This is a genomic window from Pseudoalteromonas sp. JB197, from assembly GCF_002332205.1.
In the GTDB taxonomy this organism is placed as follows: Bacteria; Pseudomonadota; Gammaproteobacteria; order Enterobacterales; family Alteromonadaceae; genus Pseudoalteromonas; species Pseudoalteromonas nigrifaciens.
Genome location: NZ_NRGZ01000002.1, coordinates 47,556 through 63,470, shown reverse-complemented (window position 1 = coordinate 63,470; position 15,915 = coordinate 47,556). Strand labels below are relative to the sequence as shown.

12 protein-coding genes are annotated in these 15,915 nt (G+C 40.2%); 4 read left to right on the top strand and 8 right to left on the bottom strand.

Going from position 1 to position 15,915, the window contains the following annotated elements:
- The first annotated feature begins 49 nt into the window (after window positions 1-49).
- Together CIK86_RS15530 and CIK86_RS15525 are read left to right on the top strand one after the other, a co-directional pair.
- Window positions 50-2,029: a ligand-gated channel protein gene (locus CIK86_RS15530; protein WP_086994588.1), complete on the top strand. Its 1,980-nt coding sequence runs from the start codon at window positions 50-52 to the stop codon at window positions 2,027-2,029.
- A 357-nt stretch (window positions 2,030-2,386) separates the two neighbouring features.
- Entirely contained in the window at window positions 2,387-3,244 is an 858-nt protein-coding gene (locus tag CIK86_RS15525) for a PA4780 family RIO1-like protein kinase (RefSeq protein ID WP_041454909.1), read from the top strand.
- Between the two features lie 163 nt (window positions 3,245-3,407).
- Here CIK86_RS15525 and CIK86_RS15520 read toward each other — a convergent pair whose 3' ends face one another.
- Entirely contained in the window at window positions 3,408-4,994 is a 1,587-nt protein-coding gene (locus CIK86_RS15520) for a sulfotransferase family protein (protein WP_086994584.1), read from the bottom strand.
- Window positions 4,995-5,082: 88 nt separating this feature from the next.
- Window positions 5,083-7,500 carry a TonB-dependent receptor gene (locus CIK86_RS15515; RefSeq protein ID WP_086994581.1) on the bottom strand — a complete coding sequence of 806 codons (2,418 nt, stop codon included), beginning with the start codon at window positions 7,498-7,500 and terminating at the stop codon, window positions 5,083-5,085.
- Window positions 7,501-7,873: 373 nt separating this feature from the next.
- Here CIK86_RS15515 and CIK86_RS15510 point away from each other — a divergent pair, with 373 nt between their 5' ends.
- Window positions 7,874-8,968 carry an NADH:flavin oxidoreductase/NADH oxidase gene (locus CIK86_RS15510; RefSeq protein ID WP_086994578.1) on the top strand — a complete coding sequence of 365 codons (1,095 nt, stop codon included), beginning with the start codon at window positions 7,874-7,876 and terminating at the stop codon, window positions 8,966-8,968.
- A gap of 76 nt (window positions 8,969-9,044) precedes the next feature.
- Here CIK86_RS15510 and CIK86_RS15505 read toward each other — a convergent pair whose 3' ends face one another.
- From CIK86_RS15505 to CIK86_RS15495, 3 genes are all read right to left on the bottom strand, one after another.
- Complete coding sequence (locus CIK86_RS15505) at window positions 9,045-9,914, bottom strand: DMT family transporter (protein WP_086994576.1); 870 nt, start codon at window positions 9,912-9,914, stop codon at window positions 9,045-9,047.
- Between the two features lie 244 nt (window positions 9,915-10,158).
- On the bottom strand, window positions 10,159-11,163 hold the full coding sequence (locus tag CIK86_RS15500) for a Gfo/Idh/MocA family oxidoreductase (RefSeq protein ID WP_086994682.1): 1,005 nt from the start codon (window positions 11,161-11,163) through the stop codon (window positions 10,159-10,161).
- Between the two features lie 37 nt (window positions 11,164-11,200).
- Window positions 11,201-12,202 (bottom strand): AraC family transcriptional regulator, encoded by a 1,002-nt coding sequence (locus CIK86_RS15495; protein ID WP_086994573.1) that lies wholly within the window; start codon window positions 12,200-12,202, stop codon window positions 11,201-11,203.
- A gap of 104 nt (window positions 12,203-12,306) precedes the next feature.
- Here CIK86_RS15495 and CIK86_RS15490 point away from each other — a divergent pair, with 104 nt between their 5' ends.
- The gene (locus CIK86_RS15490) at window positions 12,307-13,908 is read left to right on the top strand and encodes a GMC family oxidoreductase N-terminal domain-containing protein (protein ID WP_086994570.1); all 1,602 of its coding nucleotides are present in this window, start codon (window positions 12,307-12,309) and stop codon (window positions 13,906-13,908) included.
- An 8-nt stretch (window positions 13,909-13,916) separates the two neighbouring features.
- Here the strand turns inward: CIK86_RS15490 and CIK86_RS15485 are convergent, their stop codons facing one another.
- From CIK86_RS15485 to CIK86_RS15475, 3 genes are all read right to left on the bottom strand, one after another.
- The gene (locus CIK86_RS15485; RefSeq protein WP_086994567.1) at window positions 13,917-14,720 is read right to left on the bottom strand and encodes a class I SAM-dependent methyltransferase; all 804 of its coding nucleotides are present in this window, start codon (window positions 14,718-14,720) and stop codon (window positions 13,917-13,919) included.
- 183 nt (window positions 14,721-14,903) lie between these two features.
- A complete protein-coding gene (locus CIK86_RS15480) occupies window positions 14,904-15,308 on the bottom strand; it encodes a hypothetical protein (RefSeq protein WP_011329893.1) in 405 nt (134 codons plus the stop codon).
- Window positions 15,309-15,336: 28 nt separating this feature from the next.
- Entirely contained in the window at window positions 15,337-15,756 is a 420-nt protein-coding gene (locus CIK86_RS15475; RefSeq protein ID WP_011329894.1) for a DUF3429 domain-containing protein, read from the bottom strand.
- Between the last annotated feature and the right edge of the window lie 159 nt (window positions 15,757-15,915).

The window sequence follows — 15,915 nt, the reverse complement described above, 5'->3', positions numbered from 1 at the left end:
GCAAATGCTAATCATTATCAATTAAGCAATTCTAACACGGGAAACAAATATGAACACCGCAAGTCGACAATTATTGCCTTTAAGTGCCGCAATTTTATTTACCTTTACAAATTATGCGCAAGCAAATAAAATAAACGATGATATGGAAGTGATGGTGGTCACTGCATCAGGGTATGAGCAGCTAATTAAAAATGCACCAGCATCTATTAGTGTGATTGATAGAGAAGAGTTAGCGAGTCGTTTTTACCGTGATTTAACCGACGCTATGACAGACGTGCCCGGCGTTATAGTGACTGGCGGTGGCGACAGAAAAGATATTAGTTTGCGCGGCATGGCTAATGGCTATACATTAATATTAATAGATGGCCAACGACAAACATCGCGCGAAACACGGCCAAACAGCGACGGCCCAGGCGTTGAGGGGGCATGGACACCGCCTATTGGGGCCATTGAACGTATAGAAGTTATTCGCGGTCCAATGTCATCTTTATATGGCTCTGATGCGATAGGCGGGGTAATCAATATCATTACTCGTAAAACACCTGAGCAGTGGTACGGCGAGGTGCGTTTAGATAGTACTATTCAACAAAGTAATGAGTCTGGGAACATTAACCAAGCTAACTTTTTTACAGCGGGCTCATTAGTTGATGAACTACTTGGAGTGCAGCTATACGGGCAATTTACAAAACGCGATGAAGATGACCTAGTAGCTGGTTTTAGAGGCAAAGAACAAAATAATCTTAAAGCTAAGTTTATAGTAACACCTAATAAAAATCACGAGGTTACATTAGAGCTTGGTCGTGCTGAACAAACGTTAGATGCGACTGTGGGTAAAACAATTGCGCCACTTGCTCCAGGGGAAAAGTGTGGCCGCCGTGGTTGCCCGGAATCAACAACTACACAATACGAGCAAAAAACCATCTCGGTAAGCCATAATGGTTATTATGACTTTGGTAGTTCTAATAGCTATATAAAGTACGATGAATACAATAATAAATCACGCGAAATGCTTATTAAAAATACTGATGCACAAACGATGTGGAGTATTCCGCTTGCGAGTGAGCATAATGCGACATTGGGCGCTTCCTATAAAAAAGAAGATTTAACCGATCATACCAGCAACAAATTAAGTGATGTATCGCAAATAGATAACGAGCAATGGTCTATATTTAGCGAAGATGAATGGCGAACTAGCGAGTTATTTGCATTAACCGGCGGTATTCGATACGACCATGATAGTAACTTTGGCGGCCATATTAGCCCACGTTTATATGGTGTGCTTAATGTGAGCGATAATTTAACCGTTAAAGGAGGTGTATCTACCGGTTTTAAAGCACCTAGTTTACGAGCAACTACGCCAGAATGGGGGCAGGTTAGTCGTGGCGGTAATATATATGGTAATGCGAATTTAGCGCCTGAAAAATCAATAAATTATGAAGTAGGTGTTTATTACGATAAAGGTGAAAAGTTCAGTACCTCGGCCACTGTTTTCTATAATCAGTTTGACGATAAAATATCACGTATAGCTTGCCCATTAACTCAATGCACCGACGGTCCAAATGAATTTGGTTCAGACCCAACAACCTACGTAAATGTAGATGAAGCAGTAACACAAGGATTTGAGCTATCAGCATCGTTTAAACTAAGCAGTAAAGTAAGTGCAAGCGCTAATTATACTTACACCGAATCGGAGCAAAAAACGGGCACTTATGCAGGAAGCCCATTAAATCAATTACCAACACACTTACTGCAAACCTCTGTTAATTGGGTTTTAAGCGATGCATTTAGTGCATGGGCACGTATGCACTATCGCGGGGAAGAAAGCCAACCTACAACTGGGCCATCGCAAAGTAGCTTAATTGCTCCAAGCTATACCACAGCAGATTTAGGTGCAAATTATCAATTAAGTAACAACATTAAATTAGGCGTGGGGGTTTATAACTTATTTGATAAAGAAATTAGCGAAGTAGAGTATGGTTATGTAGAAGACGGACGTCGTTATTGGGCTTCTTTAGCATGGCAGTTTTAAGTGCTTTAATTAGCTATTTAATGACTTCTTTTTAAAAAATAAATAATGGCTATATACTAAATAGCCATTATTTATTGTAGTTAGGCATCAATTTTATTGCAGTAAATGCAGCCAGTATTAAAGTTTGTTTAAAAAAGCTGAAAAATTATAAAATGCGGTTGGCTTTTACGCTTGAGTCGCTTATTCTAGCCACATATATGTAGCTGCTTAGTTTACACTTAAATGTTATTACTGCTTGCTACTACTCTATAACCGCACTTAATCCGCAAAGGTAACACCTCGTTTGAACCACCTAGACAACCATAACCAAGTTAATAAAATAAATGTTATTAGCGCCTTTTATTTAGCAGAAAACCTGTGAAAATACCTAAACGCCTACAACCGCTAGTTGATGATGGTTTAATTGATGACGTACTCAGCAGGCTTATGAGCGGTAAAGAAGCCGATGTTTTTGTAGTGCAGTGTGGCGATCATATTCGCTGCGCTAAAGTTTATAAAGAAGCCAGTAAACGTAGTTTTAAAAAAGCCGCACAATATCAAGAAGGCCGTAAAGTTCGTGGTGGGCGCCAAGCGCGTGCTATGGGTAAACGCTCAAGTTATGGTCGCCAATTAGAAGAAGAAATTTGGCAAAATGCCGAAGTTGATGCGCTATCACGTTTAGCGAGTGCCGGTGTACGTGTACCCGACACCTACGGTTGTATTGATGGTGTGTTGCTAATGGAGCTAGTGTGCGATGATAGCGGCGACGTTGCCCCGCAGTTAGGTAATGTAGCTCTTAGTGAAGAAGAGGCGATTAGGCAGCATAGCTTAATGATGCATTACATTAAATTAATGTTGTGTGCAGGTATCATCCACGGCGACTTATCAGAATTTAATGTATTGGTTGACAGCAAAGGCCCTGTAATTATCGACTTACCGCAAGCCGTTAATGCCGCAGCGAATAATAGCGCCGAAGCAATGTTTGCTCGCGATGTTAATAATATGCGCCGTTATTACGGCGAATATGCCCCAGCTTTATTGCAAACTCAATACGCCAAAGAAATGTGGGCATTGTTTTCTGAGGCTAACTTAACGGCTAACTCCACTTTAACAGGTGAATTTGAAGATAACAGTGAAGCCGCAGATGTTGATGCAATACTTGAAGAAATTGAAGCCGCTCGTGAAGAAGAGCTGGAGCGCTTAGATCGTATTCGAGACGTTGACGAAGATGCTTAAACTTAATTAAATTAAGCTGATGTCTAGCGTTTAGTAGCTAGACATCAAACCGTTGCAGTTAAATTCAATAAAACAAAGGTTAACTTAATCGCGGCCTGAGCCCGTATAAAGCAAAATGTTTTTTGTTTTAACGCTTTCCCTTTCACCTTGAGTAATTTAGCTGTTATTTCACTCCTATTCCCTGCGCTTTAAAGTACTGCTGTATTTCATTTGTATGTGGTTTAAATGCACGCCAGCGGCCAATAGCTTTGTTGTTGAGTGGTTGGCGAACCTGCACTTTACTGGCGGTAGAAACCGGCGCTGTATTTAAATGAAAATCAATACACTGCGGTTGCCACGCTAAATCACAAAACTTAACTAAATCTTTAATTTGCGCTTCGGGCTGCGCTACTAATTCCTCGTACTGAACTAATTTTATTGTATTTTTATGCAAACTTTGAAAATGCTGCATTAGTTTATAAAAACGGCTATAAAATTTAGCGGTATCAAGTAAGTCTAACGAATAAGCGTAATAAGGGTTATTAATACTAAATAGTTGGCGATAGTTACCAATACAGGTGTCCATTGGATCGCGTAGCAGGCAAATTATTTTTGCATTAGGTAATGCTTTAGTTATTAAATCAATATAAAAAAAGTTAAAAGGGAGTTTATCAATAAAGTGTTTACTATTGCCTGTAACTACGCGGGTAGCATTTAAGTAATGAGTACCAAGTTGCTCAAAGTTCATTTGATAAGCGCTACTCAGGGTTTGGTTATCCAGCACGTGCTGCGAGGTAGTTTGGCTTATTTTTTTAACACACAGGCCAAAGTCTTGCAGTTCGCCTGCAGATTGCACGTCGCTGTGGCTTGATAAAATACGCTCTACTAAGGTAGTGCCAGAGCGCGGCATACCTAAAACAAAAATAGGCTCCTTGCTTGGGTTACCTGAGGCGTTTAGCTTATTATGCTCAAGGCTTAACTTTTTAATATGTACAAATAAAGCCGCTGATCCCTCGTTATCAAATGGGCTGTTTTTAAGTTTATCGGCTTTACCTTGTTGCAGTGCTATAAAAGCATCCGAAAATGCGCCAATATCTTGATATTCTTTTGCTAATGCATGGCCAATATGTAGTTTTGCATCGGGGTGAGTAACCTGTTCAGCAACTGCTTTTAAGCGCTTAATATGGTTAGTTTGCGTGCTTGCTTTAGTTAAATCGCTCAATGCAAAGTGGCTTTGGTGATGTAATGGTTTTAGAGTAATAGCATTTTCAAACGCATTTTGAGCTTGCTCAAAAAGGCCTAAAAACTTAGCGCAAACACCAAAATTATAAAAAAACTGTGCTTGCGGAGTTTGTTTGTTATTTGAAAGCGTTAACGCGCATTCAAAGTAATTTATTGCTTGTTCGTGTAAACCCGCTTGTGTAAGTGCAACGCCTAAAGTGTCTGCATCCAGCGCTTTAGTTATTTTGCTAAGTGCAACACTTAATGCGGTTGCTTTGGCTTTTTGTAGTTGCCCTGTTAGCGCGTAACATTTTGCCAGTTGCGCTGTGTATTCAACACTTTCTTTGAAACCTTGCGCTTTTTCAATCAGCTGAATGGCTTTGTAAATTTGCCCCACTTGCAGGTTTACCATAGCTAATAAAAAATAGCCGTCTGCAAAGTCTGGTTTTTGGGTAACAAGTTCAACTAAAGCTTTATGCGCTTGTTGCACATCACCTTGGTTTAAGTAATTTATGGCACTTTGATGTAACTGTTTTAGGCTAGGGGGCATAGTTATAGTTAGCTCGTATAAATAAAAAGGCTCAAATAAATTTGAGCCTTTATGACATAGATTAAGTACAGTTTAAATGTAATTTAAATTATATTTCAAACTTGTAGTTAAATTTAATGCCTACCGTAAGAGGGCGGTTAATGTAATGGCCATAGTTACGTTGTATTTCTGCGCCATTAGCACTTGTAATATCGGCATCTGAGCGACGTACCGATGTAACAGCATATTTATTAAACATATTATCAACATATAATGTAGTTGACCACGCATCTGCTGTTAACTTAGCTGAAATATTACTTAAGCTGTAACCTGGTAGTACTTCACCACTATCACGTAAACCAACTTTGGAAATAACGTCGCTTTGCGCAGTTAAGCCGTAGTTTATATCTAATGTTTTGTCGTTAAACACGTCAGTTTGGTAATTAATACCTAATGAAAACTGATGCTCTGGTGAACCAGGTAAACGATCGCCATCTGCAGCGCCATCAGTACCGTCGGCGTTAAATAAAAATGGTGCATCTGATGTTAGCTCCGCTTTAGTGTAAGCGTATGTTGCATAGGCGCTAAATGAGTCTGATAAAATAGCGCGAGTAGCAATTTCAATGCCTTTTGCGTTAGCACTGCCAGCGTTTGAAAGGTAAGGCAGTTGCCCCACTGCGGTTGCCCCAGTAATTTGCGCATTGTCCCAATCTACGTTAAAGAGTGCAGCGTTAAAGTGTAACTGACTTCTAAACCATGTACTTTTAAAGCCAAGCTCGTAATTGGTCGTTATATCGGCATCAAATAGCATTTCATCTGGTTTACCACAGCCTGTTTGTTGATCCTCAGGAAGTGGATCTGGGCACGGAACCAAGCCATTTGAACCACCAATTCTAAAGCCTTCACTTACCGTTACATAGCCCATTACGGTGTCATTAAATTGATACTTTGCGTTAAACTTTAACAGATTACCGTTATCACTTGCTGCATTCTCTTCAAAGTTAATAGCGATATCGTTAGGGCCAGCACCATCATATAATGTATTTGCTAACGGAAAGTCAAAAGCGGCTTTAGACTTTACATCGTATTCGTAAAAGCGCATACCAAGCGTTATATCTAGTTTGTCGGTTACTTGATAACCCACTTCACCAAAAAGAGCCGACTCTGTTACTTTGCTGCTCGTTATTTCTAGGTACTCTAGTGCATCAGGTCTAAGTTGAGTTGCGCCAAAGTTATCAACCGCAAACTGATCAAAACCTGGTGTAAATTCTCTACTTGATGCATCTGTGTTTTTTTTATTATAAAAACCACCTACTATCCAACTAAAATCGCTATCACTTTGTGATACTAAACGCAGCTCTTGGGTAAAAGTATCTACTTCATCAATTTCGCGGGTAAATGTTGAAAATGCTGGAAATTCTTCGTAGCCATAATCAAGACGGATCAGTAAATCTGTTTGGTCGCGTTGACCTTCAGCTTCAAAGCTTGATATACCGGTAGCCGATACTAACTCTGCAAAGCCTAAGTCTGCTTTGAGTTCTAGGCTAAGTAATTGATCTTCTTTCACGCGTGGCTCTTCGTAACGATACGCTGATTCGTACTTACCAATTATATCGCTTAAGCCATTGTTTGCATTTAAGCTGTTGCTATGAACAATTGAACGACCTTCGCTGTCTTGTTTTTGATAAAAATAGTTAAGCGTACCTTCAAAAGACTCACTCGCTTTATAACGAACTGATATACGCCCTGTAGTGGTTGTTTCGCCATTGGCATCTTTTACTTGTTTAAGGTTGTTGTTAACGGCATCAGTATTGCTCCAATCAGGATCGCTAAGCGATACTCCCGGCTCACGAACAACATAATTGTAATCTACAAAACCCGGATCTTTATATAGGTTTAAGCTAGTACGTATGGCAAGCGTATCTTCAATAATTGGTAAGTTGAAAATAAAGCCGCCTTCACCGCCTACTGAGTCACTTTCTTGGGTTTGGAAAACATCACCGTAAACTTCGCCTGAGGTAAAATCAAGCTCTGGCGCTTTTAGCATGTAACGAATGGCGCCGCCTAATGTACCTGCGCCATATAATGTACCTTGTGGCCCAATAAGTACTTCTACGCGCTCAATATCAACGAGGCGCATATCAACACTTACCGGAATTTCGTTGATATAAGTTGCTACAGTGCCGCCATCTGACGCTGGACCCGATGAGTTAGTATTTAAACCACGTACAATAATAGGTGAACCTTCGCGGCCACCTTGATCAGTAATTGTTAAACCAGGAACCCAGCGTGCTACATCGGCAAGTTCACTAATGTTTTGATCTTTCATTACATCAGCGTCAAGCGCGGTTATATTAAGTGGTGCTGCTTGTACAGAGCCGCTGCGTCGTGTTGCCGTAACCTCTATAACTTCAAGTGATTTGTTTTTTGTAACCACTTGTTCTTGAGCTGAAGCGGTATTAGAGAATAAAACCACACTTGAAAGTGTGCTTGAAATAGCCAAGGTTAACAGGCTTGGTTTAAACATAAAAGTGATCCTAGTGCAATAAAATGTGTTTATAAATGAGCGCTAATAGTATCAGGGGGTTTTAGTGATGGAAATAAAAATATGAATTTTAATTCACTTTTTTAGAATAAAAATATAAAAGTGAGTTTGAGTGTTTCACGCTGTATATTAAATAAACAAAGGCGTTGCTTTAAAATCAACCAAAATAATAATTGTGCCTAATATAGATAAAAACTGGATAATGAATAGTTTAAAACGTTATTACTTATATTTTTATAAACACTATAAAAATGAATATTCCCCCCCATAACCTTTGTAAATACACGTTTAATTATTGATAACACGAACAGCACAATTTAGTTGTGGCTGTGAGTCAGTTATATGAGGATTTATAATGTCAAAGCTGTTTTCACCATTGTCACTTGGTAAGTTAAGCCTAGATAATAGAATTATTATTGCACCCATGTGCCAGTACTCGGCCAACAATGGCGCTGCAAGTGACTGGCATACCATTCATTTAGGGCAATTGAGTTTAAGTGGAGCGGGTTTACTTATTTTAGAAGCGACGGCCGTTAATCCCGAAGGGCGAATTAGTTACGCCGATTTAGGATTATGGGATGATACTACCCAAGCTGCATTAGCAAAAAGTTTAACGGCCGTAAGACAATACAGCCCAATGCCTATTGGTATTCAATTAGCCCATGCAGGTCGAAAAGCGTCAACCGATAAACCATGGGATGGCGGTGGGGTACTTATGCCCGATCACCTCAATGGTTGGCAAACGGTTGCGCCATCAGCCATTGCCTATGATGAAAACAGCCCCACTCCCAAAGCGATGAACCAAGATGATATAGATTCGCTCATAAGTGACTTTGTTAATGCGGCAAAGCGCGCTGACGAGTTGGGCCTTGATTTAATAGAAATACATGGCGCACACGGTTATTTGCTACACCAGTTCTTATCGCCGCTGGCAAACAAACGTGATGATCAATACGGTGGTAGCCTAGAAAATAGAATGCGATTATTACTCGACGTATTTAAAGCTGTAAGAACGGCATTTCCAAGCAATAAAGCGGTGGGTGTACGTATTTCAGCAACCGATTGGGTTGATGGTGGTTGGGATTTACCGCAATCAATTGAACTGGCAAAAGCACTTGACGCGTTAGGGTGTGACTTTATTCATGTAAGCACTGCGGGTTTAAGCCCTGAGCAAGATATACCTGTTGCTAAGAATTTTCAGGTGCCGTTTGCAACCGCCATTAAACAGGTTGTTAATATGCCAGTGATAGCGGTGGGTTTAATTACCGAGGCGCAGCAAGCTGAAAGTATTATTAGTGATGAACGTGCTGATGGTGTCGCTTTAGCGCGGGGGATTTTATATAACCCACATTGGCCTTGGCATGCTGCGGCCGAGTTGGGCGCGCAAGTACAAGCACCAAAGCAATATTTGCGCTCAAGCCCACATGGCCAGCCATCCTCTATAAAATAGTGAATAACTTAACTGCAAAACCCAAGCAAATAGCGTGGGTTTTGTGTGTCTCAGTAGCTTAATATTTAATTAAATATTAAGCAGGAACTGGCTGCTTTTTACTGTTTGACGTTGAGCTACCAACCGAGGCAATAATAACTAATAAAATAGCAAGCCACTGCCAAATGCTAAGTAGTTCACCTAAAATAACTAAGCCAGCGAGTGCTGCAATAGCGGGTTCAAGGCTCATCATAATGCTAAAGCCTTGCGACGACATATTACGCAAAGTGATCATTTCTAGGGTATACGGCAGGGCGCTTGAGAGTACTGCAATAGCAATACCTAATGGAATAATATCCCAACTGAATGAAGAGGCTTGCAAAATTCCGCCATAGGGCACAAGTACAATGGCCGAAATAGTCATACCCATAGCCACAGTTGCACCACCAGAGCCTTGATTACCGGTTTTTTTACCAAAAAGAATATAACCTGCCCAACATGCACCAGCGGCAAGCGCCAATATAACGCCAACCGGATCTAGGCTTTCTTGGCCTTTCATATCAGGCAGTAATAATAAAATGCCCGCAATAGCACAGCCTACCCAAAATAGATCACGCTTACGGCGCGATGAAAATAATGCAACTGCTAATGGGCCGGTAAATTCAAGTGCAACGCCAATACCCAGTGGAATACGCTCTATGGCGTAATAAAACAAAATGTTCATACCGCCGAGGCTCAGGCCGTAAATTAAAATAGGAAATCGTTGGCCTGCGGCAGGTAAGTGTTTCCACGGTTTAAAAATCAGGCATAAAATAGTGGCAGAAAAACCTAAACGCAGTGCAGTAGTCCCTTCAGGGCCTACAATAGGGAAGAGTTGCTTGGCAAGCGACGCACCAGATTGGATAGTTACCATAGCGAGCAATATACAAAAAACAGCGAGTAAGAGTTCTTTCGTAGATGAATGCATTATTTTCCTTGTATATCACTATTAAATTTGGCGCATTCTACCTGTTTTTGATACTCGAGGTAAACTTATTCGATAAACAACATATTAAGCAACTTACGCTTTGTTATTGTTAAAGAAAACATATGTTGTTGCGACTGTTAAGCTCGTTGCTTCACAAGCTAAAAAGTAGTTAAAAACGTATGAGCGTTAGCTATTAAACTAACACTCATATTATAAAGCGGCTAATAGGCACTATAGCAAAGGTTTAATTTGTCTCAAACGCTTTATCGTTTGGGTATACAACACCTAATTGCGCGCGAGCGGTATCAAGTACATGCATTACTTCAGCACTAAGCTGGTGTGTATTAATATCCGATTGCGGCGCTTTTTGTGTCACCATTTGCATAAAATGATCAACTTCATATTTCATAAAATGCTCGTCAAAAGGCTGCGAAAGTAGTTCACGTTCACCGTTGTTAGCAATAAACTCTACTTTTTTGAGTTGCGACACTGCTTCAATCCGAATGCGGCCAAGTTCGCCTTGTATTTCGGTAATATTATCGCCTTGCGATATTTTTGAGTAGCTGATCACCGCTTGTTTATCGTGATAATTTAAGAGTACATCGCCTGCGCCATCTACACCTGTATCAAGGAGTACACCACTTGCGTGTACACTATTTGGTGCGCCCCACAGTGCTATTAATAAATACAGTGGATAAATGCCTAAATCAACCAAAGCACCATTAGCAAATTGAGGTAAAAAGGTATTTGGGCGCTCGCCATTTTTATATTTATCGTAGCGCGACGAATATTGACTATATTGTCCAATAAACTTACGCGGCGTACCAATTTTTAGCATGGCCTGTTGCAACAGTGCAAAGTTGGGTAAATGCGTGGTCATCATGGCTTCCATGTATAAGCATTGATGCTTTTTAGCGGTTGCTATAATAGCGGCTAGTTCGGCACTATTGGCCGCTGCTGGTTTTTCTCCCAGTACATGTTTACCTGCTGCTAAGCATTGCACTGCATATAACTGATGTAAGCTATTTGGTGCGGCAATATAAACGGCATCTACGTGCTCGTCTTGGCAAACTTGCTCTATTGAGGTAAATATTTTTGCTTGAGTATTTTTTGGGTGTTTAGCTAAAAAGGCTTCGCCGCTCGTTGTTGCGCGCGAGCACACACCATATAAATTAAAATCGATTAAGGTGTTGGCTGCTTTTAATAAGGTATCGCTAATAAAATTAGTACCGACAATAACAAAGTTCATACTCAACTCTATAAATTCATAAAAAGTGATACGCAGTTTAACAATTATTTGTTCTAAATGCGCGAGGAGAACAGCCAAACCAGCGTTTAACACTGGTGCTTAATGTGGCTTGTTCTTGATAACCCAATAATTCTGATATGGTTGATATAGTAAGTTGCCCTTGTGTTAGGTAGTGCTGTGCAAGTGCACGGCGCGTGGCATCTTTGAGTTTTACAAAGCTGGTATTATGCTTAGCTAGTTTGCGATGCAAAGTACGTGGATGCATATTAAGCGCCGCAGCAATCGTGTGATTAGAGCACTGATAAATAGGCAGCATGGGGCGCATTAACGCGCTTACTTGAATGGGTAATGGACTGTTGTATTGACTATTTTTAGCTAAAAAGTTTCGTGCAGCCTCTACGTTTGTCAGCTCCCCTTGTTCAAGTGCTATGCTTAAGTCTTGTTTCGCAATCACAATACCCGCGCTGTTACGGTGCTCTATTACTTTACAGTCAAAATAGCTGTTATAAGCATACTTACTGGTGGTGAGCTTTTGTGGTAAAAAAACCGTGATAGGTTTGCATTGGTTATTACTAAGCTTTTTAATCGCTCCCATTGCTAAGCCAATCGTTAGTTCGGTAACTTGGTTAATGTTAGGTAGCGGGTTGAGGTTAATTTCGAACGATAAAAATAAGCTTTTATCGTCCTCTAATGGATGAGCCGTAAGCCGAAGAGCAGGGCTGTGCAAATGTAAGTATTTAACCACCCAATCGAGTGCATCACTTAAATAGGTACCGCTTTTAGCGGCAATAGAAATATAACCCAAAATATCAAAACTTTGTCGGCTGGCGAGCTTTAAGCCAAAGCTGGGGCAATTAAATTGTTGTGCGCAGTATTCTAATAATGCTGCATAGCAACGATAGCTTACATATTGGTTTTCGAGCTGAGTAAAATCAACGTTAATATTACACGCTTGCATAATAGCAGTTACATTTGCGCCAAATTCTAAAATTAGCGTATCAATACCTTGTAAAGACGTGGCTCTTATTAAGCTGCTCATAGTTAACCTTTGCTGTTGAGTGTCTAAAAATATCAAGTTTTTATGTTTTTATCTATGCAATATTATGGTTATGGGCAATTTGTGAAAATTATAAAAGGCGTGCTATGAATACAACATTTGACTACATTGTAGTAGGCGCGGGCAGTGCAGGGTGTGTTATTGCCTCGCGGCTATCAGAAAATGCCAATGTAAGTGTGTGCTTAATTGAAGCAGGCTCTAGCGATAATACTGCTTTTGTACAAATGCCTGCAGGGGTTGCTGCAAGTGTGCCTTATGGTATTAATAGCTGGCATTACAATACAGTAGCGCAAAAAGAGCTGAATAATCGCTGTGGTTTTATGCCACGAGGTAAGGTATTGGGTGGCTCAAGCTCTATTAATGCCATGGTGTATATTAGAGGCAATAAATACGATTACGATCAGTGGGCGGCCAATGGCAATAGTGGCTGGGATTATGACAGTTTATTACCCTACTTTATAAAAGCCGAAAACAATAAAACATTTACCAATAGTGAGTTACATGGCACACAAGGGCCACTTCACGTACAAGAATTGAATGAGCCAAGCCCAGTAAATCAATGTTTTTTAAATGCCTGCGTTGAGCAAGGGGTGAGTTTAAATAACGATATAAATGCAACCGAGCAGCAAGGTGCTAGGCTTTCACAGGTTACGCAACATAATGGAGAGCGTTGCAGCGCAGCTAAAGCGTACTTAACTCCTCATTTAAAACGTGCAAACTTAACCGTATTAACCAATAGCCATGTAAATAAAGTAATAATAAACAATAATATGGCGCAAGGTGTACAAATTGAACGTAATAAACAGGTGGTTAATTTATACGCCAATAACGAAGTGATCCTCAGTGCCGGGGCAATTAATTCGCCGCAACTATTAATGCTTTCAGGAGTTGGCCCCAGCAACCATTTACTCGCACATAATATTAAGGTGATAGTACCATTAGAAGGGGTGGGGGCTAACTTACACGACCACCTTACAGTGGTGCCTTTGTATAGAGCAAAAACCAGTAAAGGCACGTTTGGCTTGAGTATCCCAGGGGCTGCTAGGGTGTTAAAAGGTTGTATAGATTGGTTTAGTAAGCGCCAAGGGTGCTTAACTACTAACTTTGCAGAATCGCATGCATTTATTAAGTTATTTGATGACTCCCCCGCGCCAGACGTACAGCTAGAGTTTGTGCTGGGTTTAGTGGATGATCACAGCCGAAAATTACACACCGGCCATGGTTACAGTATTCATAGTAGTATTATGCGCCCTAAAAGCCGCGGTGCTGTTAAGTTAGCCGATAGTGATCCGCGCAGCGCGCCGTTAATCGATCCTAATTATTTAAGCCATCCCGACGATATAAAAGTGATGTTACAGGGCCTTAAAAAAACACTACAAATAATGCAAAGCAGTGCATTTGATGCCATTCGTGGTGACATGGTTTACCCGCTTGATATAAATAACGATGAGCAATTGATTGAATTTATTCGTCAAACGGCTGATACCGAATACCATCCGGTAGGCACCTGTAAAATGGGTAATGATCCACTTGCAGTGGTTGACAATGAGCTGCGAGTTTACGCTATACAAGGGCTACGTGTAGTAGACGCCTCAATTATGCCCAGCATAATAACCGGTAACACCAATGCTGCGGTTATTGCTATTGCTGAAAAAGCGGCCGATTTAATTAAGCAGGCTAATCCTTAAATTAAGCGTTAAGCATAAAAGGCATTAAGCCATTGTTGCCAGTCGTGTTCTAGGCGCAGCATTTGCTGATGCTTTTTGGCATTTAAGTGTTTGTTTTCGTCCTCGGTTGCCATATAAGGGCCAACACGACAAAGTGGGCAGTGATTTGGGGTTAAATAATGCGGCAAAGTAAGATGGCAGCTTAACTCGCTATGCTGTTTTGGGCTAAATACATAGGTAATACCGCTGGTGTCTTTTACGTGTTTATCACGGTCAACATTGCGAATTTTATAACCAGCAAAGCGGCTAATATCAAACGGCATTTGCCCTAAATACTCAGCGTTTAAATGTGCATTTAAACTGCCTTCTATATTCCACTCCCGATAAGGCTTTACGTCTTTTGAAGTGATATAGCACAGCATTGGGCCATTGGGGTTAAGTGCATACTCGTTAGCGTATTTTATAAATTGGTGCAGTAAAGCACGATTAAATACGTTCATACTGGTTTGTTGAGTATTGTTTTCAAACGCTTCGCGGCCCACAAAGGCAGGAACAAGCGGAAATTGAAAAATAACCACATCAAAGCTATGTAAGTTAACGTTTAGGTTTTGCCAGCACTGGGGTTTTGTAACATCAAAGCTATTAAGTACGGTTACCTTATTGGCTTTTAATGTGCTTAGTGCATTGTCTTGGTATTTATACTCAATAGTGGCTGTGTCATCAAACGTAGAGGCAACCAATAAGCTCGGCTTTAGGTGCTGATGCAGCGCGTTAGAAAACGATAAATCGCCATCGCCCACAGTGAGTATTTTCCATTTGGGATTTAGGTACATAAGTTATTTAACCTGGACTCTGGTTAAGAGATTTACTAACGTATTGAATCATATTTATATTTAATTTTATTTTCTCTAGCCAGAGGTTTTCAGTGAAAACAAGGCGAATTTACGCGTCAATAGCTGGCCTATTGCAAGTAAATTCAACGCAGTTAGCGCTGAAAATAGCTGCTTGAGATCAGGTTATTTAGTATTTTTATCGCTATTTGCAATGATAACGTCGGCGTTATTATTTAGCGCTTGTTGCTCATATAAACGCAGCATGGCTAAACGTGTTTTTAACCCTTCAATAGCCACTTGCTTAAGTATAAGGTTAAAGGTAATTAAAATTGCGAACATAATATGAATAGGGCCATGGGTAAAGCCAGCGTCTATGTCGTAAATAGATAAGCCAAACAAAACAAATAATACCACCATAAGTATTTCAATGAGTTGATTAGAATAAAAGCTCAGACGGCCTTCACTTTTATGATCTTTTTTTATACTAATGGCACAAAAAAATGGAATAACTTTAATTTTAAATACCGCTTTTTTTTCTACGTAGTTTTCGCCAAGCGTATTAAGTTGCTGGCGCAATTGGTCAATCATGGTGTGCCCTTAAGCGCAATAGTTTAAATTAGTTAGGGTAAATGCTCATACCAATAGTAAATATATGGCATACAAACACGACAGAGGTAAGTACAAAACGCATTTTTTGATAATCTTTATGGTAACTTTGCCATTGCGGTGAGGCTTTTTCAAAAATAAGCACCAACCAAAAGCTTACCGCTAACCACGCAAGCGCCCATTCAACTGGTAAAAATGATAAAAACGGTACAGGTATAACTACAATAACTGCTTTTATAGCATTACTGTAACTTTGCTCACCAGCGCGCCATAAGTTACCCGCCATAAAGGCTAAAATAGCAATGCTGTAAAAAGTAAAAAACTCTAAGTTTACACTGTTACTGCCAAACATTAGTGGCCAACCAACACAGCCTAAAAATGGGAGCAAGCCCAAGTAGCCTAGTTGTATGTGGTTAATAAATTTTTCCATAACAGCGCGCCTCGTTTATATGGTGAGTATTTAGCGCGGCTATTGTAACAGTATTACTAATAGCTACCTTAAAAAATTGCGTATAAAAGTAATTTGCCAAACCACCATCTTAAAAACTGATTGAATCAATCTAAACAATCAATTTTATTTAAATCTTCA

Excerpts from the sequence above, each read along its gene's own strand:
- CIK86_RS15530 (WP_086994588.1), top strand. The coding sequence starts at position 50 with ATGAACACCGCAAGTCGACAATTATTGCCTTTAAGTGCCGCAATTTTA.
- CIK86_RS15520 (WP_086994584.1), bottom strand. The coding sequence starts at position 4,994 with ATGCCCCCTAGCCTAAAACAGTTACATCAAAGTGCCATAAATTACTTA.
- CIK86_RS15515 (WP_086994581.1), bottom strand. The coding sequence starts at position 7,500 with ATGTTTAAACCAAGCCTGTTAACCTTGGCTATTTCAAGCACACTTTCA.
- CIK86_RS15510 (WP_086994578.1), top strand. The coding sequence starts at position 7,874 with ATGTCAAAGCTGTTTTCACCATTGTCACTTGGTAAGTTAAGCCTAGAT.
- CIK86_RS15505 (WP_086994576.1), bottom strand. The coding sequence starts at position 9,914 with ATGCATTCATCTACGAAAGAACTCTTACTCGCTGTTTTTTGTATATTG.
- CIK86_RS15500 (WP_086994682.1), bottom strand. The coding sequence starts at position 11,163 with ATGAACTTTGTTATTGTCGGTACTAATTTTATTAGCGATACCTTATTA.
- CIK86_RS15495 (WP_086994573.1), bottom strand. The coding sequence starts at position 12,202 with ATGAGCAGCTTAATAAGAGCCACGTCTTTACAAGGTATTGATACGCTA.
- CIK86_RS15490 (WP_086994570.1), top strand. The coding sequence starts at position 12,307 with ATGAATACAACATTTGACTACATTGTAGTAGGCGCGGGCAGTGCAGGG.
- CIK86_RS15485 (WP_086994567.1), bottom strand. The coding sequence starts at position 14,720 with ATGTACCTAAATCCCAAATGGAAAATACTCACTGTGGGCGATGGCGAT.
- CIK86_RS15480 (WP_011329893.1), bottom strand. The coding sequence starts at position 15,308 with ATGATTGACCAATTGCGCCAGCAACTTAATACGCTTGGCGAAAACTAC.
- CIK86_RS15475 (WP_011329894.1), bottom strand. The coding sequence starts at position 15,756 with ATGGAAAAATTTATTAACCACATACAACTAGGCTACTTGGGCTTGCTC.